We start from the raw sequence: 24857 nt of genomic DNA, 5'->3' as shown, positions 1-24857 counted from the left end.
GTCGGTCAGAGCATCTCGAGCGCGCGCTTGCTGCGCGGCGGACGGAAATATGCGTCAAGCTGCGCGCGCTCGTCATCGCTGAACACGACATCGAGCGCGGCACGGTTGTCACGCACGTGTTCGATCCGCGACGCCTTCGGAATCGCGAATACGCCCGGCTGCGCGAGCACCCACGCCAGCGCGACGCGCATCACCGACACGCCGCGCAGCCGCGCGATCTCGTCGAGCGGCGAGCGTTTCGGCAGCCGCCCGTGATCGACCGGGCTGTACGCCATCGCCGGAATCCGATGATCGGCCAGCCACGGCAGCAGGTCGAATTCCGGGCCGCGTCGCGCGATGTTGTAGAGAATCTGGTTGGTTGCGCACGCACCGCCGCCCGCCTCGTCGACGAGCTCGGCCATGTCGGCCGTATCGAAGTTGCTCACGCCCCAGTGGCGGATCTTGCCCGCGCGCTGCAACGCGTCGAAGCCCTCGACCGTTTCCGCGAGCGGCACCGAACCGCGCCAGTGCAGCAGATATAGATCGAGGCGATCGGTACGCAGGCGCTTGAGGCTCGCGTCGCACGCGGCGACGACGCCACGCCGGCTCGCATGGTGCGGGTAGACCTTGCTGACGAGGAACACGTCGTCGCGCAAGTCGGCGAGCGCGTCGCCGACGAGTTCCTCGGTCGCACCGTCGCCGTACATCTCGGCGGTATCGACCAGCGTCATCCCGCGTTCGATGCCTTCGCGCAGCGCGGCGATCTCGTCCGCGCGCCGCGCCGGCCGCTCGCCCATTTCCCAGGTACCCAGGCCCAGCTTCGGAATCGTCTCGCCGTTCGGCAAGACGACCGTGGCGATCGTGTCTGTCATGCGTGTCCTCGTCGCGAATTCGTGGCCGCCCACCGCGGCCGAAGCATCGGATACGACGCATCAGTGTAGTCAATCGGTGCGCCCCCGGCCTATTACACGGCAAAAACCGGCTATAACGGCGCGGCATGATGACTTAGAATGGCCGCAACCTGATCGATACCCATTGTATGAAGGCACCCACGGACGACCGCTGGCAGGACCTGCGCCCCGACCCCGACAACGATACGCCGCTCTACCTGCAGCTCGCCCGCAAGCTCGGCGATGCGATCCACGACAACCGCTGGACGGCCGGCGAAGCGCTGCCTTCCGAGCGTGTGTTGTCCGAAGCGCTCGGCGTGTCGCGCATCACCGCGCGCAAGGCGATCGCGCTGCTCGTCGAGCAAGGCCTGATCCGCCGTACGCAAGGCGCGGGCAACTTCATCCAGCCGCGCTACGAAGATCCGCTGTCGCGGCTGTCGAGCTTCAGCGAGATGCTCGAGCGCCGCGGTTTCAAGCCCAGCTCGCAGTGGCTCGCGCGCGAAATCCAGCCCGCCAACCGCGACGAAGTGATCCAGCTCGGCCTGTCGCCGGCCGCGTCGGTTACGCGCCTGAAACGCCTGCGTCTCGCCGACGGCATCGTGATGGCCGTCGAGAACTCGACGTTCCCCGCGACGCTGATTCCCGATCCGCAGGCGATCGCCGGTTCGCTGTACAGCTATCTCGAAGCGCGCGGCACGCCGATCGTGCGCGCGCTGCAGCATTTCCGCGCGGTGAACGCGACCGACGAGATCGCCGAGCAGATGGGCATCGCCCCGCACGACGCCCTGCTGCTGATCACGCGGATCGGTTATACGTCCGACCAGCGCGCGATCGAACTGACCGATACCTACTGCCGCAACGACTACTACGATTTCGTCGTCGAGCTACGCAAGTAACGCGAGCCGCGCCGCCTCCCCTTACAGCCAGCGCGCGTCGTCGGTGCCGAGCGGCACCGGCGGCCGCGCGAACGACGGCGGCGTCGCCGACAACCGCTCGGCCGGCCGCACGGTGTCGAGCGCGCCGAACGGCGACGCGATGCGGTCGATCCGGTCGCGCACGTCGGCCAGCGCGAGATCGGGCGCCTGCAGCCCGTCCGGCACCGCGCCGAACGACTGCAGCCAGCGCCCCGTCTGCGCGAGCGACATCCGCACGTGCCAGCTTCCCCCTTCGCGTGCCCGCCGGGCGAGCGCGATCATCGCGCCGAACGCTGCGAGATACCCCGTTGCATGATCGAGCGCCTGGCACGGCAGATGGCGCGGCACGCTCGCCTGCGCGGCCTGCTGCTCCTGCCATGCGATGCCGCTCGCCGACTGCACGAGGCTGTCGAACCCGCGCCGCTGCGCCCACGGCCCTGCATGCCCGTACGCCGACACCGACACGTAGACGATGCCGGGCCGCCGCGCCGCCAGCGCCTGCGGCGTGAAACCGCGCACGGCGAGCGCGCCGGGGCGGTACGACTGCAGAAACACGTCCGCCTCGCGCGCCAGGGCGTGCAGCGTATCGACGCCTGCCGCGTCGCGCAGATCGATCCACGTCGAACGCTTGCCGCGCCCGTTGTCGATCACGAGCGGCGCGATGTTCGGCAGGTGCGGACCGTTGACGAGCAGCGTCTGCGCGCCGTGCGAGGCCAACGTGCGGCCCGCGACCGGGCCCGCGATGATGCGCGTGAGATCGAGCACGCGCACGCCGGCCAGCGGCTGGCTGGCCTCGCCGCGGCCGATCGGCTCGGCCGGCGCGTCGCCGATCCGCTCGATCTCGAACAGCGGCAGCGACGCGATCGCGCGCGCCTGCTCGTGCGCCGCCCATTCGTCAGGGGTTCTGATCAATGCCGCGCACAGGCCGGCCTCGGCCAGCGCGGTATCGAGCGCCGCGCCGTCCCAGGTACGGATCGCCGCGGCGACGTCGGCGGGCTGCGGGCCGCAGCCGAGCACGTCGAGAATACCGTGCAGGTGATGCGGGAAATTCGCGTGCAGCTGAATCCAGCGCCCGTCGCCCGTCTCGAAGAAGCCGGTCACCGGATGACGCAATTCCGGCGGCGGGCCGTCGTCCACGCGCAGGTAGCGTTCGCTGCGGAACGCCACGAGCGCGTCGCGCACCGACACGTCGACCGATTGCGCCACGCCCGTCCGCAGCCGATGGCATTCGGCTGCCGCGAGCCCGGCCGCGGCGATCGTCGCGGCCGCGAGCGTGCCGACATGAAACGTCGACGGTAGCGTCGGGTCCTGCCCGGTCACGGTCGCGCGGGCCAGCGCGTCGCGTTCGCCGCGTGCGAGTTGCCAAAGATGCGCCAAGGCGGAATCGGGTGTCATGGTGAAGGAGACGCCGTTGAGGAGACGGAAACGAGTCTAGAATTCGCGACAGGCGCGATCAATCTTGATTGCGCGAATCAATACATAACGAATAGTTGTAGCGCGCCCGCGCTTCATGCGCGGCGACAGGAGCAACCGGCATGACGTCTCTCAGCGCGCAGGAAGCCGCCGACATGCTCGGCGTCAGCGTGAGCACCCTCTACGCGTACGTGAGCCGCGGCCTGCTGCGCTCGCTGCCCGACGGCGCGACCAAGCGCCGGCGCTACGACGCCAACGAAGTGCGCCTGCTCGCGCGCCGCCGCGCCGACGCGAAGCGCGCGGGCGGCGTCGCCGAACGTTCACTCGACTGGGGCGTGCCGGTCCTGGAATCGCGGATCACGCAGATCGCCGACGGTCGCCTGCGCTACCGCGGCGCCGATGCGATCGCGCTGGCCGACGCGGCGACACTCGAAGAAACGGCCGCGCGGCTGTGGGACTGTGCGCCCGCGCGGCTGGCCGCCGCGTCGCTCGCGTCGACCGGTTTCGACGCGGCGCAGTGGGACGACTGGGCGCGTCGCTGGGCGCACCTCGCGCCGCTCGAACGCACGCTGGTGCTGCTGCCGGCCGCCGCCGCCTCGCTGCCGCGTCTGTGGGCGCAGGGACGCGACGCACAGCTCGATGCCGCGGCGCTGCTGCTGCGCGTCGCGACGGCCGCGCTCGCCGGCATCGCGCCGGGCGACGCGCCCGTGCACCAACAGCTCGCGGCCGCGTGGCGCGTGCGGCGGCGCAATGAAGCCGACCTGCTGCGGCGCGCGCTCGTGCTGTGCGCCGATCACGAACTGAATCCGTCGACCTTCGCGGTACGCTGCATCGCGTCGACCGGCACCCATCTGTTCGGCGCGATCTCGGGCGGGCTCGCGGCGCTGTCGGGGCCGCGCCACGGCGGCGAGACGTTCCGCGCCGGCACGCTGCTCGACGAAGCGGCCCGCGCCGCCGATCTCGATCGCTACCTCGCGCTGCGGCTGGCGCACGACGAGCGCGCGGACGGCGGCCGCACCGCCCTGTCAGGCTTCGCACACCCGCTGTACCCCGACGGCGACCCGCGCGCGCGGGCGCTGCTCGATGCGCTGCACGCAGCGGCGCCCGAGCGGCCGGCGCTGCGCGTCGCGCACGCGCTCGCCGCACGCGTCGAAGCGGCGACGGGCCTGCAGCCGGCGATCGATTTCGCGCTCGCGGTGCTGGAGCGCACGCTCGCGCTGCCCGACGGCGCGGCATTCACGCTGTTCGCGGCCGGCCGCACGGCCGGCTGGATCGCGCATGCGCTCGAACAGTACGCGGACGGGAAGCTGATTCGGCCGCGCGCCCGCTACGTCGGCAGCGACGCGGCCGCGTGACGCCGGCCGTCACGCCACGCGGCGAACGGACGCCACCATGCAGACGCGGTGCGCACGGCCGGCGCCGCGAGCGGGCCGAATGCGAACGTCGCACCGCGCGCCCCCGCGCTGACCCACACGCGCATGCCGGGCAGCAAGGTCAACGATGCGCCCGCGCCCAGCCAGTGATCGTCGGACCGGCCCTCGACGGTCACCCACACGTCGCCTTCTGCCACTTCGAGCAGCGTGCGATCGACGATCCGCCACCGTCCGGCCGGCTCGTCGCCGTCCATTACGTAAAGTCGCAGTTCGCGCATGGCAGCCTCCTGGTCGCACGGGTTCGATGACGCCAGTATTTCGGACAGTGACGGCACACGGACAGATACGGCCGCAGACACTTTCGGCTGAACTGTACTGGCCGGCCGACGGGGACAGGCTTCCCGCGGGCCGGACCGGGCGGTCCGGGCCAGTCGGCGGGCCACACGACATACCGCGCCGAACCTGCACGGCGCGGCGGCTTTCCCTACAATGTCGGCTGTCCCGCGCCACCGCCCCCGCCGTCATGTTCCAACGCCCGCCCGCCGCCGCTCCCGGCGAAAAGAACCTCACCGTGATGCTCTGGCTCGTTGCGACGGGCTTCTTCATGCAGACGCTCGACGCGACGATCGTCAACACGGCGCTGCCGTCGATGGCCGCGAGCCTCGGCGAATCGCCGCTGCGGATGCAATCGGTCGTGATCGCGTATTCGCTGACGATGGCGGTGATGATCCCCGTGTCGGGGTGGCTCGCCGATACGTTCGGCACGCGGCGCGTGTTCTTCAGCGCGATCCTGGTGTTCTCGCTCGGCTCGCTGCTGTGCGCGAACGCGCATACGCTGACGCAGCTCGTCGCGTTCCGCGTCGTGCAGGGGGTCGGCGGCGCGATGCTGCTGCCGGTCGGGCGGCTCGCGGTGCTGCGCACCTTTCCGGCCGAACGCTACCTGCCCGCGCTGTCGTTCGTCGCGATTCCGGGCCTCATCGGCCCGCTGATCGGGCCGACGCTCGGCGGCTGGCTCGTGAAGATCGCGTCGTGGCACTGGATCTTCCTGATCAACGTGCCGGTCGGCGTCGCGGGCTGCATCGCGACCTTCTATTCGATGCCCGACTCGCGCAACCCGGCCGCCGGCCGCTTCGACCTGAAGGGCTATCTGCTGCTGACGATCGGCATGGTCGCGATCTCGCTGTCGCTCGACGGGCTCGCCGATCTCGGCATGCAGCACGCGGCCGTGCTGGTGCTGCTGATCCTGAGCCTCGCGTGCTTCGTCGCGTACGGGCTGTACGCGGTGCGCGCGCCGCAGCCGATCTTCTCGCTGGAGCTGTTCAAGATCCACACGTTCAGCGTCGGGCTGCTTGGCAACCTGTTCGCGCGGATCGGCAGCGGCGCGATGCCGTACCTGATCCCGCTGCTGCTGCAGGTGAGCCTCGGTTACTCGGCGTTCGAGGCCGGGCTGATGATGCTGCCGGTTGCGGCGGCCGGCATGTTCTCGAAGCGGATCATCACGCGGCTGATCACGCAGCACGGCTACCGCAAGGTGCTGCTCGCGAACACGATCATGGTCGGCGTGATGATGGCGAGCTTCGCGCTGATGCGCGACACGGTGCCGGTGTGGGTGAAGGTCGTGCATCTCGCGCTGTTCGGCGGCTTCAACTCGATGCAGTTCACCGCGATGAACACGCTGACGCTGAAGGATCTCGGCACCGGCGGCGCGAGCAGCGGCAACAGCCTGTTCTCGCTCGTGCAGATGCTGTCGATGAGCCTCGGCGTCACGGTCGCCGGCGCGCTGCTCGCAACGTTCACCGGCATGCTGCGCACCGTGACGCCGAGCAACACGCTGCCGGCGTTCCATGCGACCTTCATCTGCGTCGGGATCATCACGGCCGCGTCCGCGTGGATCTTCGCGCAGCTCGCGCCCGATATCCGCAGCACCGCGCGCAAGACCGACCCGTCCGAGCGCGCGTGACGCGCGGCGCGCGCCGAATCGGGCCGGAACGCACCATCGCGGTGCAGCGCGGCCCGGCACGCGTGCGCATGTCGGCGGCGGCGGGCGGCCGCACACGGCGCCTGCCGTGCATACTTCTTGCTCGCGTATTCTGTAGGTAAACTGGGAGTCTTCCTTCGGCCGACATCATGAGCATGATCGAAATCGATCCCCCCGGCTTTCAGCCGCCCCGCCCGGTCGCCGGCGACGACGGGAACCGACGCACCGTGCTGTACGGCGGCTACACCGTGTTCAGCGTGTTCCAGCCCGTGTTCTCGGTGTCGCACCGGCGCGCGATCGGCTATCACGCGTCGCTGCGCGCGCACGACGAGGAAAGCCGCCAGGTGGCGTCGCACGAGGTGTTCACGCAGGCGGCGCGGCGCGGCGACCTGCTCGAGCTCGGCCGGCTCGCCGAATCGTTGCATCTCGGTAACTTCCACGCGTTCGACAGCCACGACGAGTGGCTCTTCCTGAGCCTGCATCCGGCCGCGCTGATGGACACCATCTACGGCGACGCGCTGCTCGCGAACCTGAAGGCGCTCGGGCTGCCGCCGCACCGCGTGGTGCTCGAGGTGCCCGAACAGGCCGGCGGCGAGACGCCGCGCTATGCGGCGATCATCGACGGGCTGCGCAAGGCCGGCTTCCTGATCGCGCTCGTCGGATTCGGCGCGAAGCATTCGAACATCGATCGCGTGTGGCACCTGCATCCCGACATCGTCACGCTCGACCGCGGCATCCTCGCGCAGGCGAGCGAGCACTCGCATCTCGAACGCGTACTGCCGGGGCTCGTGTCGCTGCTGCACGAATCCGGCCAGCTCGTGCTGATGGGCGGGCTCGCGACCGAACGCGACGCGCTGATCGCGCTCGAATGCGACGTCGATTTCGTGCAGGGCCAGTACTTCGCGGGGCCGAGCGTCGATCCGGTGCAGCCGCAGGCCGCCGCGGGCTGCATGGATACGCTGTCGGCCGCGCTGCGGCTGCGCGTCGCGCAGCGCGAACGCACGCAGGCCGAACGGCTCGCGCCGTACGTGGCCGCGCTCGAGGACGCGAGCCGCAAGCTCGGCGCGGGCGAATCGCTCACCGATGCGGCCGCCGCCGTGCTCGGGCTGCCCGAGACCGCGCGCTGCTTCCTGCTCGACGCGTCGGGCCGCCAGATCGGCGACAACGTGCTCGCGCGCGGCAGCGTGTCGCAACGTGCGAAGCGCTTCCGCCCGCTGCTGCATTCCGAAGGCGCGAGCTGGGAACGCCGCCCGTACTTCATCGACGCGATGCGCGCGCCCGGCGGCGTGCATCTGACGCCGCCCTACCTGTCGATCAACGAGGCGCACCTGTGCGTGACCGCGTCGATCGCCGCACCGGCCGCGACGGGCATGCAGGTGCTCTGCGTCGACATCAACTGGGAAGCGGCACTCAGCCGCGAGTGAGTTCGCCAGCGCGGCGCGCTCACGCGTCGCCGCCCGCCTTGCGCACGATCAGCCGGTGCACGCGCTTGCCGGACGACACGCTGACGACCTCGTGTTCGTCGATCACGTGCACGCCCGCGCCCAGTGCCGCATGCATCCGCGCCGAGTCGAGCGGCGTATAGAGGCGGCCGCGCTCGTCGCGCAACATGCCGCTTCCGGCCACCCGCCAGCTCAGGTACAACGTGCCGCCCGGCATCAGCAGATCGGCCAGCCGCGCGGCAGCCGCCGCTGCATCCGCCTGTTCGAGATGCATGACGACCGTTTCGCACAGCACGTTGCGAAACGCGCCGGACGGTACGCCGGCCAGCGCCGGCAGCGCGGCCAGTTCGAACGTCAGATCGCGATGGCGCCGCCGCGCCTCGTCGAGCAGCGCGGCGCTCGCGTCGTAGCCGCACACGTCGAAGCCGCGCGACGCGAGCCAGGCCGTGTCGCGCCCCGCGCCGCAGCCGACGTCGGCGGTCAGCCCCGGCGAGAAATGCTGTTCGAGCAGCGCGTACATGTCGTCGGGCGCAGCCTGGTCGAGCCAGTCCTGCGCGTATTGCGCGGCATGGGCGTCGTAGGCATCGAGAGTCGGGCGATCCACCATGGCGATTGCTCCGCAAGGACGTCGGATGACGCACTCCGCATCTTAGTCGTTGCGCCCGGCCCGCGCCGCCGGCAGGCGCTGCGACACCGGCCTACGCGGCCGGCACGTGGCCCGCACGCGGCACCTGCGCGGCCAGGTCGGCCCACAGCGCATCGCCGCGCCACGCCGGACGCGCCGCCGCGCTTTCCGCGTCGTGGACGAGCGCGCACAGCCGCGCATTGACCGGCGCCGGCGCGCCGAAGCGCCCGGCCAGCCGCACGATTTCACCGTTGATCCATTCGACTTCGGTCGCACGATGCGCCGCGAGATCGTCGGACATCGACGAGCGCGCCAACGGATCGATCGCGAGCATCCGGCCGCCGAGCACGCGGAAAGCCGCATCGGGCAGCTCGAGCATCGCCGGAATCCATGCGGCCGGCAGCGGCGTCAAGCGCGCAGGCCGGATCGCGGCCCGCGCCAGCCAGGGCAGCGCCTCGCGCTGGGCCAATGCGACGCAGCGCCGGTACGTGCGTTGGGCGAGCTCGTCGCGCAGCGGCAGGTTCGCGAGCGCATTGACCGCATTGTTCAGGTTGAGCAGCAGCTTCGCCCACTGCACGGCGCGCATGTCGCGATGCAGCACGAGCGGCAAGCCGGCGCGCGCGAACAGGCCGGTGAACGGCTGCAGCGCGGGCGACGCGTCGACCGCCAGCCTCCCGGCCGAGCCCTGGTGAAACGCGCCGGGCCCGCGCTCGATCACGTTGAACGGCACCATGCCGGCCAGCACGGTCGCTTGCGGGAGTGCGTCGCGCAGCACGTCGGCGTTGTGCAGGCCGTTCTGGAAGCTGATCACGATCGCGCCCGGCCGCAGCACGCCGGCCAGTTGCGCGGCAGCCTCGCGCGTGGCGGCCGACTTCACCGCGACCAGCACGAGCCGCGCGTCGGCCGCCGCGGCCGGATCGGTGGTGAATCCGACATCGGCCGGCGCGAGCGCCGCGCGATAGCCGCGCCGGTCGGTCAGCGTGAGTCCGTGCAGATGAATCGCGTCGCCGATCCGTGCGCGGCCGACGAGCGTGACGTGCGCGCCGGCTGCCGCGAGGCAGCCGCCGAGATAACAGCCGACCGCGCCCGCGCCGAATACGCAGACCGGGCCGGCCGGCGCATCAGACATGCGAATGCGCGCCGCCATGCACGGGGCCCGCGCGCCGCTCGACTTCGCGGCGCACGTCGCCGCGCAGCCCCGCGAAGAACGCGACCTCGGCGACGACGAACAGCGGCCCGATGATCAGGCCGACCAGATCGTCGACGAACGCGGGCTTGCGGCCTTCGAACCAGTGCCCGACGAACTGCACGATCCAGCCGACGACGAACGCGCCGATGCCGATTGCAAGCCATTGCGCGGTCGGCAGCGGCGCCAGCGACTGCGCGGCCCACAGGCCGAGGGCGAGCAGCCCGGTCATCACGATCCCGAACCGCAGGTCGAGACGCAGGTAGAACAGCGCCGACACGACGGCGAGCAGCAGCGCCGGCGACAGCGCGATGCCGGCCAGCATCCCGAGCGCCGGCCGCGACAGCAGCACCTCGACCGCGAACACGATCATCGGGATGCCGATCAGATGCGTCGCGATGTTGCGCGCGTCGCGATGGTAGGCCGCATACTGGGAAAGATGGTCTTCGAGGGTCTTCATGGCGTCTCCTGATCGGTTATTGAGCGCTATGATGCGCGTCACGCCCGAGAACCTCTGTCAGCTACCCGACATCGCGTGCCCATGCCCTCTTCGCTCGCCCCGTACCTGCCGCAGATCGAAGCGAACCCGTGGTTCGCCGGGCTGCCGCCCGCGCTGCGCGCCGACCTGATCGCCCGCGCGACGCTGCGCCGTCTGCCGTCCGGCCACGCGCTGTTCCGGCGCGGCGACCCGCCGTGCGGGCTGTACGCGGTACTGGCCGGTTCACTCACGATAGGGGCGGTCGATCCGCAGGGCAAGGAAGCGCTGCTGACGGTGGCCGAGCCCGTCACGTGGTTCGGCGAGATCGCGTTGTTCGACGGCCAGCCGCGCACGCACGACGCCATCGCGCTCGACGACACGCTGCTGCTGCACGTGCCGCAGGCCGCGCTGCTCGCGATCCTCGATACCACGCCGCAGTACTGGCGGCAGTTCGCGCTGCTGATGGCGCAAAAGCTGCGCCTGAGCTTCCTGACCGTCGAGTCGATGAGCGTGATGCCGGCCGCGCAGCGGCTCGCCGCGCGGCTGCTGATGATCGCCGAAGGCTACGGCGGCATCAGCGCCGGGCGCACGCATATCCGGCTCTCGCAGGAAACGCTCGCGTCGATGCTGTCGCTGACGCGGCAGACCACCAACCAGTTGCTGAAGGCATTGCAGGCCGACGGCGTGGTGCGGCTGCACGTCGGCGAGATCGAGCTCGTCGACATCGACGCATTGCGCCGCGCGAGCGGGCTCGGCGACGGCGCGTCCTGAACGCCGCGCAACGGCCTCTGTCGGCCTCTGTCGACCGCTACGCGCCGCCCCGCAGCCGCCGAGTTGCGCTATCGTGGCGACTCGTTCCGCCAGCCGCGCGCACCGCCTTGAACACGTCGACCGTCCCCGCCCCCGCCCGTCATCCGTGGCCCGTCTTCATCGCGTTCCTGCGACTCGGCCTCACGTCGTTCGGGGGACCGGTCGCGCATCTCGGCTACTTTCGCGCGGAATTCGTCACACGGCGCGGCTGGCTCACGGAGCGCACCTATGCCGATCTGGTCGGGCTGTGCCAGTTCCTGCCGGGGCCGGCGAGCAGCCAGGTCGGGATGGCGATCGGTCTCGCGCGCGCCGGCTATGCCGGCATGTTCGCCGCGTGGCTCGGTTTCACGTTGCCGTCGGCGCTGCTGATGATGCTGTTCGCGCTCGGCGTTCACGCGACGGGCGCGCCAATCGAAGCCGGCGCGCTGCACGGGCTGCGCATCGTGTCGGTCGCGGTGATCGCGCAAGCAGTATGGGGCATGGCGCGCACGCTGTGCCCGGATACGCGGCGCGTCACGCTGATGGCCGCCACCGCCTGCGTCGCGCTGCTCGCACCGGCCGCCTGGACGCAGGTCGCGGTGATCGTCGTGGCCGGCGCGGCCGGTCTCGTGCTGCTGCCGCAACCGGCGCGCGACGCGCACGAACCGTTGCCGCTGCACGTGTCGCCCCGCGCGGGCGTGGCGTGGCTTCTGCTGTTCGCGGCGCTGCTCGTCGCGCTGCCGTTCGCGGCCCGCGTGCTGCGCTCCGATACGCTCGCCGTCGTCGATGCGTTCTTCCGCACGGGTGCGCTCGTGTTCGGCGGCGGCCACGTGGTGCTGCCGCTGCTGCAGGCGGCCGTGGTCGCGCCCGGCTGGGTCGGCGATTCGGCGTTTCTCGCCGGGTATGGCGTCGCGCAGGCCGTGCCGGGGCCGCTGTTCACGTTCTCGGCATTCCTCGGTGCGTCGCTGCGCGATGCGCCGAACGGCTGGCTCGGCGGCACGATCGCACTCGTGTCGATCTTCGCGCCATCGTTTCTGCTCATCGCCGGCACCGCGCCGTTCTGGGAACGCCTGCGCCGCAGCGCGCACATGCAGGCCGCGCTCGCCGGCGTGAACGCGGCCGTCGTCGGGCTGCTGCTCGCCGCGCTCTATCATCCGGTCTGGACCGACACGATCGTCGCGCCGCGCGACCTGGCCGCCGCGCTGGTCGCCTTCGTCGCGCTGGTGTTCTGGCGCGTGCCGCCATGGGCCGTCGTGATCGCGAGCGCAGCGCTCGGCTGGCTGCTCGGCATCGCCGGCTGATCCGGCGAGCGCGGCACGTTCGGGCCGCGCAAAAACAAAAAGCCCTCGAAACGAGGGCTTTTTTCGATGCCGCGCGCCGTGGCGGCGCGCAGGCGCCGGACTTACGCGAAGTTCTTCGCTGCGAAGTCCCAGTTCACGATGTTCCAGTACGCTTCGACGAACTTCGGACGCGCGTTGCGGTAGTCGATGTAGTACGCGTGTTCCCACACGTCGATCGTCAGCAGCGCCTTGTCGGCGGTCGTCAGCGGCGTGGCTGCGTTGCTCGTCGACACGATGTCGAGCGAACCATCGGCCTTCTTCACGAGCCATGCCCAGCCCGAACCGAACGTGCCGACTGCGGCCTTCGTGAACGCTTCCTTGAATGCGTCGTACGAACCCCACTTCGCGTTGATCGCGTCGCCCAGCGCGCCCGTCGGTGCGCCGCCGCCGTTCGGCGACAGGCTGTTCCAGAAGAACGTGTGGTTCCACACTTGCGCGGCGTTGTTGAAGATGCCGCCCGACGACTTCTTCACGATCTCTTCCAGCGGCAGGTTTTCGAATTCCGTGCCCGGGATCAGATTGTTCAGGTTCGTCACATATGCCTGATGGTGCTTGCCGTAGTGGTACTGGATCGTCTCGAGCGAGATGGTCGGCGCGAGTGCGTCTTCAGCGTACGGGAGCGGCGGGAGCGTATGAGCCATGGCGATTCCTTCGTTGAGTATGTAGGGAGGCTGTGTTGGATGCTACCGAGCGTCCGATTGTAGGCGAGGACGAATAACCCCGCAAACTCACGGGCCATTTATCCGCGGTATGCGGAAAAGCGCTGCTGGCGCGACGTCCGGCAGGACGAACCGGACGATGCGCAGCATTCGTGCCCGGCCGCGCCGCATGCGTTGCGACGATCCTCGCGTGTCGCGCGCGCCGCTTCTTGCGTCAGATCGTATCGGTCAGCCGCGGCTGCACGTCGGCGAGCGACACGTCGGCCGAGCCTTCGGCGAGATGCACGGTCAGGCGCCGCTGCGGCTTCAGCGCGTTCGGCGCGCGCACCGCACGGCCCGTCTGCGCATCGATCAGCGCCGCATAGCCGCGCTCGAGCGTACGCTGCGGGCTCAGCACCTCGAGCCGCGCGGCACAGGCCGACACGCGCGCCGTGTCGCGTTCGTGACGGCGCTGCAACGCGCTGGCCAGACGCTGCGACAGCCCCGCGAGCGCGTGGCGCGCCTGCGACGCATCGGGCCGCGCGCGCTGCCAGCGCAACTGCGCGAGCGCGAAACGCGCACGGGCATCGCGCACCGGCCGCGACGCCGCCGACGCCAGCCGCGCCGCGAGCTGCTGGACGTGCGTGCGCTGCCGCTGCAGCCGCTCGGCCGGACTCACGAGCCGGCGCGCGAGCCAGTCGAGCTGCTGCGCGCGCTGTTCGAGCCGGCGCGCCATGCCGCGCGCGAGCGCACGCTGGCGCTCGCCGACCTCGCGCAGCAGCAGCGCGCGCTGCGGGCTCGCGAGTTCGGCCGCGCCGGTCGGCGTCGGCGCGCGCAGGTCGGCCGCGAAGTCGGCGATCGTGAAATCGGTTTCGTGCCCGACGCCGCTGACGACCGGCAGCTCGCTCGCCGCGATCGCGCGCGCCAGCGCTTCGTCGTTGAACGACCACAGATCCTCGATCGAGCCGCCGCCGCGACAGACCAGCAGCACGTCTACCTCGCGCCGCGCATTCGCGGTCGCCACGGCCGCGACGAGCTTTTCGGCGGAACCGGCGCCCTGCACGGGGGCCGGATAGACGATCACCGGAATATGCGGCGCGCGCCGGGCGAGCGTGGTCAGCACGTCGCGCAGCGCGGCGGCCTGCAGCGACGTGACGATGCCGATCGCGCGCGGGTGCGCCGGCAGCGGCCGCTTGCGCTCGGGGGCGAACAGGCCCTCGGCCTCGAGCTGCGCCTTCAGCCGCAGGAATGCCTCGTACAGGCGCCCCTGCCCGGTGCGCCGCACGGCTTCGACGTTGAGCTGCACTTCGCCGCGCGGCTCGTACATCGTGACGACCGCGCGCACCTCGATGCGGTCGCCTTCGCGCGGCGTGAATTCCGCATACTGGGCGCGGCCACGGAACATCACGCAGCGCATCTGCGCCTGCTGGTCCTTGATCGAGAAATACCAGTGGCCGCTCGCGGCGCGCGTGAAATTCGACACTTCGCCGGAAATCCATAACAGCGGAAACGAGCGCTCGAGCATCGTCGAAATCGCACGATTGAGCGCCGAAACGGGAATCACTTCGTCGCCGCCGCGGGTGGCGCCGGGGGCGGAAAAAGGGGAATCGGAAAGCATGGGCGGTCGGATGAATGCTGGCGGCGTCACGATAGTCCGACACGCGCGCGGCGTCCAGCGCCGCCGTATTCGCCGTCGCGCACGGAAGGTGTCCACACTCTGGCATTCGTCCGCGTAAAACGCGCGGAAACCGCTAAAAAAACCAGACGATTCTCGGTAACGCCTTGATTTTTATAATTTTTTAAACCTTTCAGAATGATTCTCATCCGATTCGAGGCCCGCCGGACGGGCGTTTGAGACAATCGACGGGGGAGTTTTTCACAGAGTTATCCACAGGGCGCCGCGATCCGGCCCCGCACGCTGCGGCGGCCGGTCGCGCTTGCCGCGCCGGCGTGCGGCGCGCTAGAGTGCCGCCTTCCACGGACCCTGCGGCATGCGCCGCCCAACGGAGAATCCGCCTTGACGAATCCGTCCCTCGCCGCGGCGCACGACGCGCCGCGCCCGGCCCGATGAGCGCGCCCGGCGGCCCGCTCGCGCGACTCGAAGCGCGCCTGACACGCGAATGGCAGCGGCGCGGCGCGCTCGCGTGGGCGCTCACGCCGTTCGCCTGCGTGTTCGGCCTGTGCGCGGCGCTGCGGCGCACCGCTTACGCGCAGGGCTGGAAGCAGCCGGTCGACGTCGGCGTGCCGGTAGTCGTGGTCGGCAACGTGACCGTCGGCGGCACCGGCAAGACGCCGACCGTGATCGCGCTCGTCGACGCGCTGCGCGCGGCCGGCTTCACGCCCGGCGTCGTGTCGCGCGGCTACGGCGCGAACGTGAAGGCACCCACCGCCGTCACGTCGGCGTCGCGCGCGGGCGCGGCCGGCGACGAACCGCTGCTGATCGCGCGCCGCACCGGCGCACCCGTGTGGGTGTGCCCCGACCGCGTCGCGGCCGCGCAGGCGCTGCGCGCCGCGCATCCGGACGTCGACGTGATCGTCAGCGACGACGGCCTGCAGCACTACCGCCTCGCGCGCACCGTCGAGCTGGTCGTATTCGACCACCGGCTCGGCGGCAACGGCTTCCTGCTGCCGGCCGGCCCGCTGCGCGAGCCGCTGTCGCGGCACCGCGACGCGACGCTCGTCAACGATCCGTACAGCGGCGCGCTGCCGCCATGGCCCGACACCTATGCGCTCGCGCTGACGCCGGGCGCCGCTTGGCACCTCGACCAGCCCGCGCTGCGCCGCCCGCTGTCGCAATTCGCGCACGAACGCGTGCTCGCCGCGGCCGGCATCGGCGCGCCGGAACGCTTCTTCGCGACGCTACGGGCGGCCGGTCTCGCGCCGGCCACCCGCGCGCTGCCCGACCATTACGCGTTCGCCGACAATCCATTCGTCGACGATGCCGTCGATGCGATCCTGATCACCGAGAAGGATGCAGTAAAATTGGGCGCTTCCTGGCGCGACGCCCGACTGTGGGTGGTCCCCGTCGAAGCCGCGCTCGACCCTCGCCTCATTGCCCTCGTTGTGGAGAAACTCCGTGGACGCTCGCCTGCTTGAAATCATTGTGTGCCCTATCTGCAAAGGCCCGCTCCACTACGACCGTGCCGCGCAGGAACTGATCTGCAACGCGGACAAGCTCGCGTACCCGATCCGCGACGGCATCCCCGTGATGCTGGTCGACGAAGCGCGCCAGACCGTCGAAGGCACGCCGGTCGATCCGGCCGGCCGCTGAACCGCCGCGCCGCTCGCCCGGCGCCCCGTTCGACACCGTGACGGCCCGGCCCCGGCCGGGCTGCCGCACTCGCCGGGCGCCCGGCTTCCGGCGTCGCCCACCCCGTTCTTCCCAGCGCTCCCCCGATGACTCACCCGCCACCCTTCATCGCCGTCATTCCCGCCCGGCTCGCGTCGACGCGGCTCCCGAACAAGCCGCTCGCCGATCTCGGCGGCAAGCCGATGGTCGTGCGTGTCGCCGAGCGCGCGCGCGAAGCGGGCGCGCAACAGGTGCTCGTCGCGTCCGACGCGCAGAGCGTGCTCGACGCGGCGCGCGATCACGGCTTCGAAGCGGTGCTCACGCGCGCCGACCATCCGTCCGGCACCGACCGGCTCGCGGAAGTCGCGGCGGCCTTCGGCTGGCGCGACGACACCGTCGTCGTCAACGTGCAGGGCGACGAGCCGCTGATCGACCCCGTGCTCGTGCGCGACGTAGCGTCGCACCTGGCCGCGCATCCGGCGTGCGCGATCGCGACCGCCGCTCACCCGATCCACGACGCGGCCGACGTGTTCAATCCGAACGTCGTGAAGGTCGCGCTCGACGCGCAGAGCGTCGCGCTGTACTTCTCACGCGCGCCGATTCCGTGGAGCCGCGACGCGTACCAGCCGCACTGGCCCGACGTCGCGGCCATGCCTGCACCGGCTTTCCCGGTCTATCGGCACATCGGCCTCTATGCGTATCGCGCGCGTTTCCTGCGCACCTATCCGTCGCTCGCGCAGGCGCCGATCGAACAGGCCGAGCAGCTCGAACAGTTGCGCGCGCTGTGGCACGGCGAGCGCATCGCGGTGCTGATCACCGAATCCGCGCCCGAAGCCGGCATCGATACGCCGGCCGATCTCGCGCGCGTGCAGGCCCTTTTTCAGCCGGGTTCAAAATAACCCGTGGCATAATCAGGCGATTGTGCGAGCCGTCCGCGACCAGCGCGTCCTCGCTTGACCCCGCCCGTGGCCCTGCCGGCAGCCGCGCGTCGCTCGAACCGACGCGCCGCATCAGACCGGTCCGCCATGCGCCGGGCGAGCCCCGCGCCCGCTGTCGCCGACGCCTTTGTGTCTCGCCACACGAATCTACATACTTGGAGATATCACCATGCGTTTGATCCTGTTGGGCGCGCCCGGCGCGGGAAAGGGCACCCAGGCAAACTTCATCAAGGAAAAATTCGGCATTCCGCAAATCTCGACGGGCGACATGCTGCGCGCGGCCGTCAAGGCTGGCACGCCGCTCGGCGTCGAGGCGAAGGGTTACATGGATGCCGGCAAGCTCGTGCCGGACGCGCTGATCATCGGCCTGGTCAAGGAGCGTCTGAAGGAGTCCGACTGCGCGAACGGCTATCTGTTCGACGGCTTTCCGCGCACGATCGCGCAGGCTGACGCAATGAAGGAAGCCGGCGTCGCGATCGACTACGTGCTCGAGATCGACGTCCCGTTCTCGGAAATCATCGAGCGCATGAGCGGCCGCCGCACGCACCCGGCATCGGGTCGCACGTACCACGTCAAGTTCAACCCGCCGAAGGTCGAAGGTCACGACGACGTGACGGGCGAACCGCTGATCCAGCGCGACGACGACAAGGAAGAAACTGTCAAAAAGCGTCTCGAAGTGTACGAAGCGCAGACCAAGCCGCTGATCACGTACTACGGCGACTGGGCGCAGCGCGGCGAGGAAAACGGTCTGAAGGCGCCGCAGTATCGCAAGATCTCGGGCCTTGGCACCGTCGACGAAATCCGCGAACGCGCGTTCGACGCACTGAAGTAAGCAGCGCGTCGCGCACCGCAAGCCGCCCTGTCCGGGCGGCTTTTTTCTTTCCTGTCGCGATTTGCACGCCCCTGCGGCACGCGCGCAAGAAAAACGCCCGCGATGCGGGCGTTTTTTCCATGTACAAGAAGAGCGCGCTGGCGACTCAATCCTCGCCGTCGCGCTGCATCCGTTGCCGCAATTCGCTGACCTGCGACTCGACGACGGTCGCGTCTTCCGCCTCGGGCCGCTCGCCGAGATACTGCTCGAGATCCTCGAGCGCGGGGCGCAGGTAGTCGAGCCGCGCATACGCGAAGCCGCGGTCGCGCACCTCGTCGAGCTGCTCGGGCAGCAGGATCACGAGCCGCTGCTGCACCGCGAGCAACCGCTGCCAGCGCTCCGTCTGCAGATAGATCGTCTTCAGGTTGCGCAGCATCCGCGCGATGATCTCGCGGCTCGTCGCGGGCTGCAGCAGCGCGCGCAACGCGCTGTCCACCGCTCCCGCCGCCCGCGCGACGTACGGCTCGAGCATCTCGACCATCTCGGCTTCGGACAGCGAATGGCCGTTGGTCGGATCGATGATCAGGTCGCCATCCGGCAGCGTCACGCGCAGCAGGAAATGGCCGGGGAACGATACGCCGCGCGCCGGCACGCCGATCTGCTCGGCGAGCTCCAGGTACAGCACCGACAGCGAGATCGGAATCCCGCGCCGCCGCTTCAGCACGGCATTCAGGTGGCTGTTATCGGGGTCGTAGTAATCGTTGTGATTGCACGCGAAGCCGAGCTCGCGAAAGAAGAAGTCGTTCAGCGCGGCGACGCGGCCCTTCAGGTCCGTATCGTCGGCGAGCCGCCGGCGCAGCCGCGCCGCCAGCATGTCGAGTTCGGCCAGCGTGCCCTGCAGGTCGAGGTCGGGATACGCGTCCTGCGCCAGCGACAGCGCGGCTTCCGTGACGGGCAGACTGTCGTCGTCCGCCACGAGCGTGCTGAAGTAGTCGAGGACGCGGGTCATTGCGGTCGTCACTTGGCGCGCCTTCTGAAGTAAGCGTATTTGAAGCCCATCACCCACAACATACCGAAATATAGTGCAGCAAACAGCACGAGGCACGCAGCCATCAGCGCAATGCGATCGAGCGGCTGCGCGCGCATGCCGGTCCAGTCGAAGCTGATCGCGCACCAGTGCATCAGGCCCGCGAGCACGAGCGCCGCGCCGACGAGCTGCACGAAAAAGCGCAGCCAGCCCGGCGACGGCTGGTAGATGCCGCGCTTGCGCAGCCCGAGGAACAGCAGCAGCGAATTCAGGCACGCGCCGACGCCGATGCTCAGCGTGAGGCCCGCGTGACCGATCAGCGGCACGAACACGTAGTTCGACAGCTGCGTGACGATCAGCACGCCGATCGCGATCTTCACGGGCGTCTTGATGTCCTGCTTCGCATAGAAGCCCGGCGCGAGGATCTTGATCAGGATGATGCCGACGAGGCCGATCCCGTAGGTCGCGAGCGCGCGCGCGACCATCGTGACGGTATGCGCGTCGAACTTGCCGTAGTTGAACAGCGTCGCGGTGAGCGGTGTCGCGAAGAAGAACAGCGCGAGCGCGCTCGGCGCCGCGAGCAGGAACGTGACGCGCAGCCCCCAGTCGAGCAGCGCCGAATATTCGTGCGAATCGGCGTCGACGTGCGCCTTCGACAGGCTCGGCAGCAGGATCGTGCCGAGCGCGACGCCGAGCAGCGCCGTCGGGAACTCCATCAGGCGGTCGGCGTAGTTGATCCACGACACGGCGCCCTGCCCGAGCCGCGACGCGATGTTGGTGTTGATGATCAGCGACAGTTGCGCGACGGACACCGCGAACGTGGCAGGCACCATCTTCGCGAGCACGCGCTTCACGCCCGGATGACGCAGCGCGCGCAGCGGGTTCAGGCCGATCAGCGGCACCATGTCGATCTTCTTCAGGCCCGGCAACTGCACGAGAAACTGCAGCACGCCGCCGACGATGACGGCCCACGCGAGCGCGTAGACCGGCACCTTCAGGTGCGGCGCGACGAACACGGCCGCGGCGATGAACGCGACGTTGAGCAGCACCGGCGCGAACGCGGGCAGCGAGAAGCTCTTGTACGTGTTCAGCACGCCCGACGCGAGCGTGGTCAGCGAAATGAACACGATGTACGGGAACATGATCCGCGTCATCGTGACCGCGAGCGGAAACGCCTGGCCGTCGCTGTGCAGGCCGGACGCGACCGCGAACACGACCCACGACGCGCCGGCGATCCCGACGACCGACAGCACGGCCAGCGCCCACGCGAGCACGGTGGACATCGCGTCGACGAGCGCCTTCGTCGCATCGTGCCCCTGCTGGTTCTTGAACTCGGCGAGGATCGGCACGAACGCCTGCGAGAACGCGCCTTCGGCGGACAGGCGGCGCAGCAGGTTCGGGATACGGAAGGCGACGTAGAACGCGTCGGTGTATTGACTGGCGCCGAACGCACGGGCGATCAGCGTCTCGCGGGCCAGTCCGGTCACGCGCGACAGCAGCGTGAAGCCGCTGACCGTCAGCAGGGCTCGGAATAGATTCATGGGGCACTTATTATACGGACGTTGCGCGACCCGGCCACCGGCCGATGCCGAAAAGCGCACCGGCCGCCCGCGGCTCCATCCGGCCGGCATCACGTTGAACTTGCCACTCGCTTGATTTTGTTGCTATAATCGCCGGTTTCTGGGCTCGTACATGCACGGCAACTGCCGTTTTCATGTCCCGGCCTCGGTTAAAATCACCGTTTTTTTATGCGCCCCTGGGCAATCGTTCTCAGGGGACGGATCGAAAAGCAGCGCTTGGCCGTCAGGCTCCAAGCTCTGGAAACAGGACAGGATAAGGAACCGTCATGGCTAACTCCGCACAAGCACGCAAGCGCGCCCGCCAGGCCGCGAAGGCAAACTCGCACAACTCGGCGCTGCGCTCGAAATTCCGTACCGCGATCAAGTCGGTTCGCAAGGCTGTTGAAGCCGGCGACCAGGCAAAGGCTGCCGAGCTGTTCAAGGCTGCCGTGAAGACGATCGACACGATCGCCGACAAGAAGATCGTTCACAAGAACAAGGCCGCTCGCAGCAAGAGCCGCCTGGCCGCAGCCGTCAAGGGCCTGCAGGCAGCAGCGTAACTCCGGTGCGCCCGCTCAGGCGGGCGTTCCTGTTTCCTGCGATCACGAAAAAGCCCGCCTAGGCGGGCTTTTTTGTCGCCTGCCGACTGCGCATCACGCGCGGCGGCAGTTGCCCGGGCGGACGCAACCCGCGCCCTCGCCCGTCGGCATCACTCACTTCTTCGTGTTGTAGTCCGGCAATTCGCACGCCTCGGTCACGACGAGGTTGTTGTCCTTCGCGAAATTCAGCACGAAATCGAAAGCCATCGGCTCGATGTCGCGCAACCGCGAATCGAGGATCACGCATTTCAGGTCACCGAGCATCGTCGGGCGCACGTACAGCGAATACTTGAGTCGCGCATTCGGCCCGCTCGCCCCCGGCCCGAAGCAGGCCATCACACCGGCCAGACGTTCCGACCAGTCGCTCGGGCGAAACTTTTTCCCGTCTTTCGTGATGCCCTGGATGAAAAATTCGGTCGGAGGGGTTTCAGCCATGTGGTTACCCAAGTGACGGCCCGGCGATGTCCAGGCAACGGCGCCTGGATACGCGAACACAAAGCTGGAGAGGCGGCGGCACGAGCCGATCGATATCCCGAAAACGGGGCGTCGATGCGCGCCGCCGGTGGACTGCACCGGATGTGTGCAGCGCACGGCTTGTGTCCGGCAGAGCGCGAAAAGCCTTGCCTGCCGGGCTGGAGAAAACTTTTGAATTATACCGCAGCGCGCCATCGCGCGTCGTCCCGACGGCCCGCTTCCCGCACCGCGGATCGGGCGCGGCGATCCTGCCCCGCGTCGTTCCACGGCTCGTCAAAGCACAGAAAATCCTTTATGCTGCTTTGAGTTATCCACACCCGACGGCGGCGCCGTCCGGCCTCGCGGCCGGGTGAGACCGCCGTATTTCGTTTCATGACCGCCAAAACCATTCGTCACTACCTGCAGTTCAAGGATTTCTCGCTGGAAGACTACGAGTACGTGCTCGAACGCACGGGTATCCTGAAGCGCAAGTTCAAGAATTACGAAACCTATCACCCGCTGCACGACCGCACGCTCGCGATGATCTTCGAGAAGAGCTCGACGCGCACGCGCCTGTCGTTCGAGGCCGGGATCTTCCAGCTCGGCGGCCACGCCGTGTTCATGAGCACGCGCGACACGCAGCTCGGCCGCGGCGAGCCCGTCGAGGATTCCGCGCAGGTCATCTCGCGAATGGTCGACATCATCATGATCCGGACGTTCGAACAGGAGGTGATCACGCGCTTCGCACAGAATTCCCGCGTGCCGGTGATCAACGGGCTGACGAACGAATACCACCCGTGCCAGGTGCTCGCCGACATCTTCACGTACTACGAGCACCGCGGCCCGATCGCCGGCAAGACCGTCGCGTGGGTCGGCGACGCGAACAACATGCTCTACACGTGGATCGAGGCCGCGCAGATCCTCGGCTTCAAGCTGCGCCTGTCGACGCCGCCCGGCTATGCGCTCGACATGAAGCTCGTGTCGCCCGACAGCGCGCCGTTCTACGAGGTGTTCGACGATCCGAACGAAGCGTGCAAGGGCGCCGATCTCGTGACGACCGACGTGTGGACGAGCATGGGCTTCGAGGCCGAGAACGAGGCGCGCAAGCAGGCATTCGCCGACTGGTGCGTCGACGAGGAAATGATGGGCCATGCGAATCCGGATGCCCTCTTCATGCACTGCCTGCCCGCGCACCGCGGCGAGGAAGTGACGGCCGGCGTGATCGACGGCCCGCAGAGCGTCGTGTGGGACGAAGCGGAAAACCGCCTGCACGTGCAGAAGGCGCTGATGGAATTCCTGCTGCTCGGTCGCCTCAAGCACTGACGCGCCGCCCAACGCACACGCGTAAAAAAAGCGCCGGTCGACGATCGGCGCTTTCGTTTGGGCGCGCCAAAACCGGCGCGCGCTGCGTTACAGGCAGACCGGTTCCGCCTCCAGCTCGACGCCGAACTGCGCGCGCACGTCGGCCTGGATGGCCCGCGCCAGCGCCAGCACGTCGGCGCCCGTCGCGCCGCCGCGATTGACGAGCACGAGCGCCTGGCGGTCGTGCACGGCCGCCGCACCGAGCGCGCGCCCCTTCCAGCCGCAACGGTCGATCAGCCAGCCGGCCGCGAGCTTCACCTGCCCGTCCGGTTGCGGATACGACACGACATCCGGCGCGCGAGCGCGCAGCGCATCGAATTGCGCGGCGTCGATCACCGGATTCTTGAAGAAACTGCCCGCATTGCCGAGCACCAGCGGATCGGGCAGCTTCGCGCGGCGGATCGCGACGACCGCATCGAACACGTCGCGCGGCGTTGCCGCCTCGGGTGTGATGCCACGCGCGTCGAGCTCGCGCGTGACGTCCGCGTAGCCGAGCCGCGGCGTCCATTGCTTCGGCAGCCGGAACGTCACCGCGACGATCGCGAACCGGCCGCGCCCTTCCCGCTTGAAGAAACTGTCGCGGTAACCGAACGCGCAGCGCGCGGCGTCGAAGCGCTCGCGGCGCCCCGTCGCCAGCTCCACCGCGACCAGCGAATCGAAATACGCCTTCATCTCGAGACCGTACGCGCCGATGTTCTGGATCGGCGCGGCGCCGACGGTGCCCGGGATCAGCGCGAGATTCTCGAGGCCCGGCATCCCGTGCTCGAGCGTCCACGCGACGAACGCGTGCCAGTTCTCGCCGCCGCCGGCCTCGACGTACCACGCGTCGTCGTCCTCGCGCACGACGCGGCGGCCCGCGATCTCGTCGAGCAGCACGACGCCGTCGAAATCGCGCGTGAACACGATATTGCTGCCGCCGCCGAGCACGAGCTGCGGCAGGTTCGCGACCCGCGGGTCGCGATGCAGCGCCTCGAACTGCGCCGCCTGCGTAATGCGCGCGGCGAAGCGCGCGCGCGCGGCGATGCCGAACGTGTTGTGCGCGGCGAGCGGATGGTCGGGAAGCAGCGACAGGGCGGAATCGTCAGGGGGCATCGGCATTCGCGGTCACGTCGGCCCGGGCGGCGCATGGCCGGCCTTGGGCAAACGGAGGGGCATCGGTAAAATGGCAAACAGTCCGCAATTATAGCGAGTGCCCGTGCGTGAGCCGGGTGCCCGCATCTCAAGGGAGAATGCCATGCCATCGTTCGACGTCGTTTCCGAAGCGAACATGATCGAAGTGAAGAACGCCATCGAGCAGTCGAACAAGGAAATTTCGACGCGCTTCGACTTCAAGGGCTCCGACGCACGCGTCGAGCAGAAGGAACGCGAGCTGACGCTGTTCGCCGACGACGATTTCAAGCTCGGCCAGGTCAAGGACGTGCTGATCGGCAAGCTGGCCAAGCGCAACGTCGACGTGCGCTTCCTCGACTACGGCAAGGTCGAGAAGATCGGCGGCGACAAGGTCAAGCAGGTCGTCACCGTGAAGAAGGGCGTAACGGGCGACCTCGCGAAGAAGATCGTGCGCCTCGTGAAGGACAGCAAGATCAAGGTGCAGGCGAGCATCCAGGGCGACGCGGTGCGCATCTCGGGCACGAAACGCGACGACCTGCAGAGCACGATCGCGATGCTGCGCAAGGACGTGACCGACACGCCGCTCGACTTCAACAACTTCCGCGACTGACCGGCCGCCGGCCCGTCACGTCATCCGGCCGGGCCCCGCACACGCGGCCCGCGC

25 protein-coding genes are annotated in these 24857 nt (G+C 69.1%); 13 read left to right on the top strand and 12 right to left on the bottom strand.

Annotated elements, in window-relative coordinates:
• Positions 1-5: 5 nt before the first annotated feature.
• Positions 6-851, bottom strand: a complete 846-nt coding sequence (locus tag BLS50_RS11920) for an aldo/keto reductase (protein ID WP_074802283.1) — start codon at positions 849-851, stop codon at positions 6-8.
• Positions 852-1018: 167 nt separating this feature from the next.
• Between BLS50_RS11920 and BLS50_RS11915 the strand changes: the two genes are divergently transcribed.
• Positions 1019-1765: a GntR family transcriptional regulator gene (locus tag BLS50_RS11915; protein ID WP_011546029.1), complete on the top strand. Its 747-nt coding sequence runs from the start codon at positions 1019-1021 to the stop codon at positions 1763-1765.
• Between the two features lie 21 nt (positions 1766-1786).
• Here BLS50_RS11915 and BLS50_RS11910 read toward each other — a convergent pair whose 3' ends face one another.
• Positions 1787-3178, bottom strand: a complete 1392-nt coding sequence (locus BLS50_RS11910) for a CoA transferase (RefSeq protein WP_074802282.1) — start codon at positions 3176-3178, stop codon at positions 1787-1789.
• Positions 3179-3318: 140 nt separating this feature from the next.
• Between BLS50_RS11910 and BLS50_RS11905 the strand changes: the two genes are divergently transcribed.
• Positions 3319-4551, top strand: a complete 1233-nt coding sequence (locus tag BLS50_RS11905) for a citrate/2-methylcitrate synthase (protein WP_074802281.1) — start codon at positions 3319-3321, stop codon at positions 4549-4551.
• Here BLS50_RS11905 and BLS50_RS11900 read toward each other — a convergent pair.
• Complete coding sequence (locus BLS50_RS11900; protein ID WP_074802280.1) at positions 4524-4847, bottom strand: DUF2917 domain-containing protein; 324 nt, start codon at positions 4845-4847, stop codon at positions 4524-4526. The genes BLS50_RS11905 and BLS50_RS11900 overlap by 28 nt on opposite strands.
• Positions 4848-5092: 245 nt before the next feature.
• Between BLS50_RS11900 and mdtD the strand changes: the two genes are divergently transcribed.
• Together mdtD and BLS50_RS11885 are read left to right on the top strand one after the other, a co-directional pair.
• Positions 5093-6529: a multidrug transporter subunit MdtD gene (gene mdtD, locus BLS50_RS11890; protein ID WP_074802279.1), complete on the top strand. Its 1437-nt coding sequence runs from the start codon at positions 5093-5095 to the stop codon at positions 6527-6529.
• 167 nt (positions 6530-6696) lie between these two features.
• Positions 6697-7971, top strand: a complete 1275-nt coding sequence (locus BLS50_RS11885; protein WP_011546034.1) for an EAL domain-containing protein — start codon at positions 6697-6699, stop codon at positions 7969-7971.
• Between the two features lie 19 nt (positions 7972-7990).
• On the opposite strand, the gene BLS50_RS11880 is transcribed toward BLS50_RS11885, so the two are convergent.
• From BLS50_RS11880 to BLS50_RS11870, 3 genes are all read right to left on the bottom strand, one after another.
• Positions 7991-8596 carry a class I SAM-dependent methyltransferase gene (locus BLS50_RS11880; RefSeq protein WP_074802278.1) on the bottom strand — a complete coding sequence of 202 codons (606 nt, stop codon included), beginning with the start codon at positions 8594-8596 and terminating at the stop codon, positions 7991-7993.
• 91 nt (positions 8597-8687) lie between these two features.
• Positions 8688-9743 carry a 2-dehydropantoate 2-reductase gene (locus tag BLS50_RS11875; RefSeq protein ID WP_074802797.1) on the bottom strand — a complete coding sequence of 352 codons (1056 nt, stop codon included), beginning with the start codon at positions 9741-9743 and terminating at the stop codon, positions 8688-8690.
• Positions 9736-10260, bottom strand: a complete 525-nt coding sequence (locus BLS50_RS11870) for an Mpo1 family 2-hydroxy fatty acid dioxygenase (protein WP_074802277.1) — start codon at positions 10258-10260, stop codon at positions 9736-9738. The genes BLS50_RS11875 and BLS50_RS11870 overlap by 8 nt, the downstream gene beginning before the upstream one ends.
• Before the next feature lie 81 nt (positions 10261-10341).
• Between BLS50_RS11870 and BLS50_RS11865 the strand changes: the two genes are divergently transcribed.
• Positions 10342-11049 carry a Crp/Fnr family transcriptional regulator gene (locus BLS50_RS11865; RefSeq protein WP_074802276.1) on the top strand — a complete coding sequence of 236 codons (708 nt, stop codon included), beginning with the start codon at positions 10342-10344 and terminating at the stop codon, positions 11047-11049.
• Between the two features lie 107 nt (positions 11050-11156).
• Complete coding sequence (gene chrA / locus BLS50_RS11860) at positions 11157-12368, top strand: chromate efflux transporter (RefSeq protein WP_074802275.1); 1212 nt, start codon at positions 11157-11159, stop codon at positions 12366-12368.
• Positions 12369-12469: 101 nt separating this feature from the next.
• On the opposite strand, the gene sodB is transcribed toward chrA, so the two are convergent.
• A complete protein-coding gene (sodB, locus tag BLS50_RS11855; protein WP_011546040.1) occupies positions 12470-13048 on the bottom strand; it encodes a superoxide dismutase [Fe] in 579 nt (192 codons plus the stop codon).
• Between the two features lie 232 nt (positions 13049-13280).
• A complete protein-coding gene (gene xseA, locus BLS50_RS11850) occupies positions 13281-14663 on the bottom strand; it encodes an exodeoxyribonuclease VII large subunit (protein ID WP_074802274.1) in 1383 nt (460 codons plus the stop codon).
• Positions 14664-15112: 449 nt separating this feature from the next.
• Here xseA and lpxK point away from each other — a divergent pair, with 449 nt between their 5' ends.
• From lpxK to adk, 4 genes are all read left to right on the top strand, one after another.
• Positions 15113-16141 carry a tetraacyldisaccharide 4'-kinase gene (lpxK, locus tag BLS50_RS11845; RefSeq protein WP_074802273.1) on the top strand — a complete coding sequence of 343 codons (1029 nt, stop codon included), beginning with the start codon at positions 15113-15115 and terminating at the stop codon, positions 16139-16141.
• Positions 16122-16316: a Trm112 family protein gene (locus BLS50_RS11840; protein WP_006482216.1), complete on the top strand. Its 195-nt coding sequence runs from the start codon at positions 16122-16124 to the stop codon at positions 16314-16316. Before lpxK ends, BLS50_RS11840 begins: the two co-directional genes overlap by 20 nt.
• A 125-nt stretch (positions 16317-16441) precedes the next feature.
• Positions 16442-17233, top strand: a complete 792-nt coding sequence (gene kdsB / locus BLS50_RS11835) for a 3-deoxy-manno-octulosonate cytidylyltransferase (protein ID WP_011546043.1) — start codon at positions 16442-16444, stop codon at positions 17231-17233.
• A 208-nt stretch (positions 17234-17441) separates the two neighbouring features.
• Entirely contained in the window at positions 17442-18104 is a 663-nt protein-coding gene (gene adk, locus BLS50_RS11830) for an adenylate kinase (RefSeq protein ID WP_006482212.1), read from the top strand.
• A 145-nt stretch (positions 18105-18249) separates the two neighbouring features.
• Here adk and BLS50_RS11825 read toward each other — a convergent pair whose 3' ends face one another.
• Both BLS50_RS11825 and murJ read right to left on the bottom strand, forming a co-directional pair.
• Positions 18250-19092 (bottom strand): SirB1 family protein, encoded by an 843-nt coding sequence (locus tag BLS50_RS11825; protein ID WP_011546044.1) that lies wholly within the window; start codon positions 19090-19092, stop codon positions 18250-18252.
• Between the two features lie 8 nt (positions 19093-19100).
• Entirely contained in the window at positions 19101-20651 is a 1551-nt protein-coding gene (murJ, locus tag BLS50_RS11820) for a murein biosynthesis integral membrane protein MurJ (protein ID WP_011694376.1), read from the bottom strand.
• A 305-nt stretch (positions 20652-20956) separates the two neighbouring features.
• On the opposite strand from murJ, the gene rpsT reads away from it, so the two are divergent.
• Positions 20957-21229 (top strand): 30S ribosomal protein S20, encoded by a 273-nt coding sequence (gene rpsT / locus BLS50_RS11815; RefSeq protein WP_006482211.1) that lies wholly within the window; start codon positions 20957-20959, stop codon positions 21227-21229.
• Positions 21230-21382: 153 nt separating this feature from the next.
• On the opposite strand, the gene BLS50_RS11810 is transcribed toward rpsT, so the two are convergent.
• Positions 21383-21703 carry a DUF3579 domain-containing protein gene (locus BLS50_RS11810; protein WP_011546046.1) on the bottom strand — a complete coding sequence of 107 codons (321 nt, stop codon included), beginning with the start codon at positions 21701-21703 and terminating at the stop codon, positions 21383-21385.
• Between the two features lie 411 nt (positions 21704-22114).
• On the opposite strand from BLS50_RS11810, the gene argF reads away from it, so the two are divergent.
• Positions 22115-23044 (top strand): ornithine carbamoyltransferase, encoded by a 930-nt coding sequence (gene argF / locus BLS50_RS11800; RefSeq protein ID WP_074802272.1) that lies wholly within the window; start codon positions 22115-22117, stop codon positions 23042-23044.
• A gap of 87 nt (positions 23045-23131) precedes the next feature.
• Here the strand turns inward: argF and murB are convergent, their stop codons facing one another.
• Positions 23132-24181 (bottom strand): UDP-N-acetylmuramate dehydrogenase, encoded by a 1050-nt coding sequence (gene murB / locus BLS50_RS11795; protein WP_011546048.1) that lies wholly within the window; start codon positions 24179-24181, stop codon positions 23132-23134.
• A 136-nt stretch (positions 24182-24317) separates the two neighbouring features.
• Here murB and BLS50_RS11790 point away from each other — a divergent pair, with 136 nt between their 5' ends.
• Complete coding sequence (locus BLS50_RS11790; RefSeq protein WP_006478013.1) at positions 24318-24803, top strand: YajQ family cyclic di-GMP-binding protein; 486 nt, start codon at positions 24318-24320, stop codon at positions 24801-24803.
• Positions 24804-24857 lie beyond the last annotated feature (54 nt).

Source organism: Burkholderia orbicola, from assembly GCF_900100915.1.
GTDB classification, from domain to species: Bacteria; Pseudomonadota; Gammaproteobacteria; order Burkholderiales; family Burkholderiaceae; genus Burkholderia; species Burkholderia orbicola.
Note: the sequence above shows the minus strand (reverse complement) of the source record. Positions and strands in the feature narration are given on the sequence as shown.

Coding starts and splice junctions, on each gene's coding strand:
- BLS50_RS11880 (WP_074802278.1), bottom strand. CDS start 8,596: ATGGTGGATCGCCCGACTCTCGATGCCTACGACGCCCATGCCGCGCAA.
- BLS50_RS11790 (WP_006478013.1), top strand. CDS start 24,318: ATGCCATCGTTCGACGTCGTTTCCGAAGCGAACATGATCGAAGTGAAG.
- BLS50_RS11900 (WP_074802280.1), bottom strand. CDS start 4,847: ATGCGCGAACTGCGACTTTACGTAATGGACGGCGACGAGCCGGCCGGA.
- BLS50_RS11885 (WP_011546034.1), top strand. CDS start 6,697: ATGAGCATGATCGAAATCGATCCCCCCGGCTTTCAGCCGCCCCGCCCG.
- adk (WP_006482212.1), top strand. CDS start 17,442: ATGCGTTTGATCCTGTTGGGCGCGCCCGGCGCGGGAAAGGGCACCCAG.
- BLS50_RS11905 (WP_074802281.1), top strand. CDS start 3,319: ATGACGTCTCTCAGCGCGCAGGAAGCCGCCGACATGCTCGGCGTCAGC.
- sodB (WP_011546040.1), bottom strand. CDS start 13,048: ATGGCTCATACGCTCCCGCCGCTCCCGTACGCTGAAGACGCACTCGCG.
- BLS50_RS11865 (WP_074802276.1), top strand. CDS start 10,342: ATGCCCTCTTCGCTCGCCCCGTACCTGCCGCAGATCGAAGCGAACCCG.
- BLS50_RS11870 (WP_074802277.1), bottom strand. CDS start 10,260: ATGAAGACCCTCGAAGACCATCTTTCCCAGTATGCGGCCTACCATCGC.
- rpsT (WP_006482211.1), top strand. CDS start 20,957: ATGGCTAACTCCGCACAAGCACGCAAGCGCGCCCGCCAGGCCGCGAAG.
- BLS50_RS11810 (WP_011546046.1), bottom strand. CDS start 21,703: ATGGCTGAAACCCCTCCGACCGAATTTTTCATCCAGGGCATCACGAAA.
- xseA (WP_074802274.1), bottom strand. CDS start 14,663: ATGCTTTCCGATTCCCCTTTTTCCGCCCCCGGCGCCACCCGCGGCGGC.
- BLS50_RS11915 (WP_011546029.1), top strand. CDS start 1,019: ATGAAGGCACCCACGGACGACCGCTGGCAGGACCTGCGCCCCGACCCC.
- BLS50_RS11875 (WP_074802797.1), bottom strand. CDS start 9,743: ATGTCTGATGCGCCGGCCGGCCCGGTCTGCGTATTCGGCGCGGGCGCG.
- argF (WP_074802272.1), top strand. CDS start 22,115: ATGACCGCCAAAACCATTCGTCACTACCTGCAGTTCAAGGATTTCTCG.
- lpxK (WP_074802273.1), top strand. CDS start 15,113: ATGAGCGCGCCCGGCGGCCCGCTCGCGCGACTCGAAGCGCGCCTGACA.
- murB (WP_011546048.1), bottom strand. CDS start 24,181: ATGCCGATGCCCCCTGACGATTCCGCCCTGTCGCTGCTTCCCGACCAT.
- murJ (WP_011694376.1), bottom strand. CDS start 20,651: ATGAATCTATTCCGAGCCCTGCTGACGGTCAGCGGCTTCACGCTGCTG.
- mdtD (WP_074802279.1), top strand. CDS start 5,093: ATGTTCCAACGCCCGCCCGCCGCCGCTCCCGGCGAAAAGAACCTCACC.
- kdsB (WP_011546043.1), top strand. CDS start 16,442: ATGACTCACCCGCCACCCTTCATCGCCGTCATTCCCGCCCGGCTCGCG.
- BLS50_RS11910 (WP_074802282.1), bottom strand. CDS start 3,178: ATGACACCCGATTCCGCCTTGGCGCATCTTTGGCAACTCGCACGCGGC.
- BLS50_RS11920 (WP_074802283.1), bottom strand. CDS start 851: ATGACAGACACGATCGCCACGGTCGTCTTGCCGAACGGCGAGACGATT.
- BLS50_RS11825 (WP_011546044.1), bottom strand. CDS start 19,092: ATGACCCGCGTCCTCGACTACTTCAGCACGCTCGTGGCGGACGACGAC.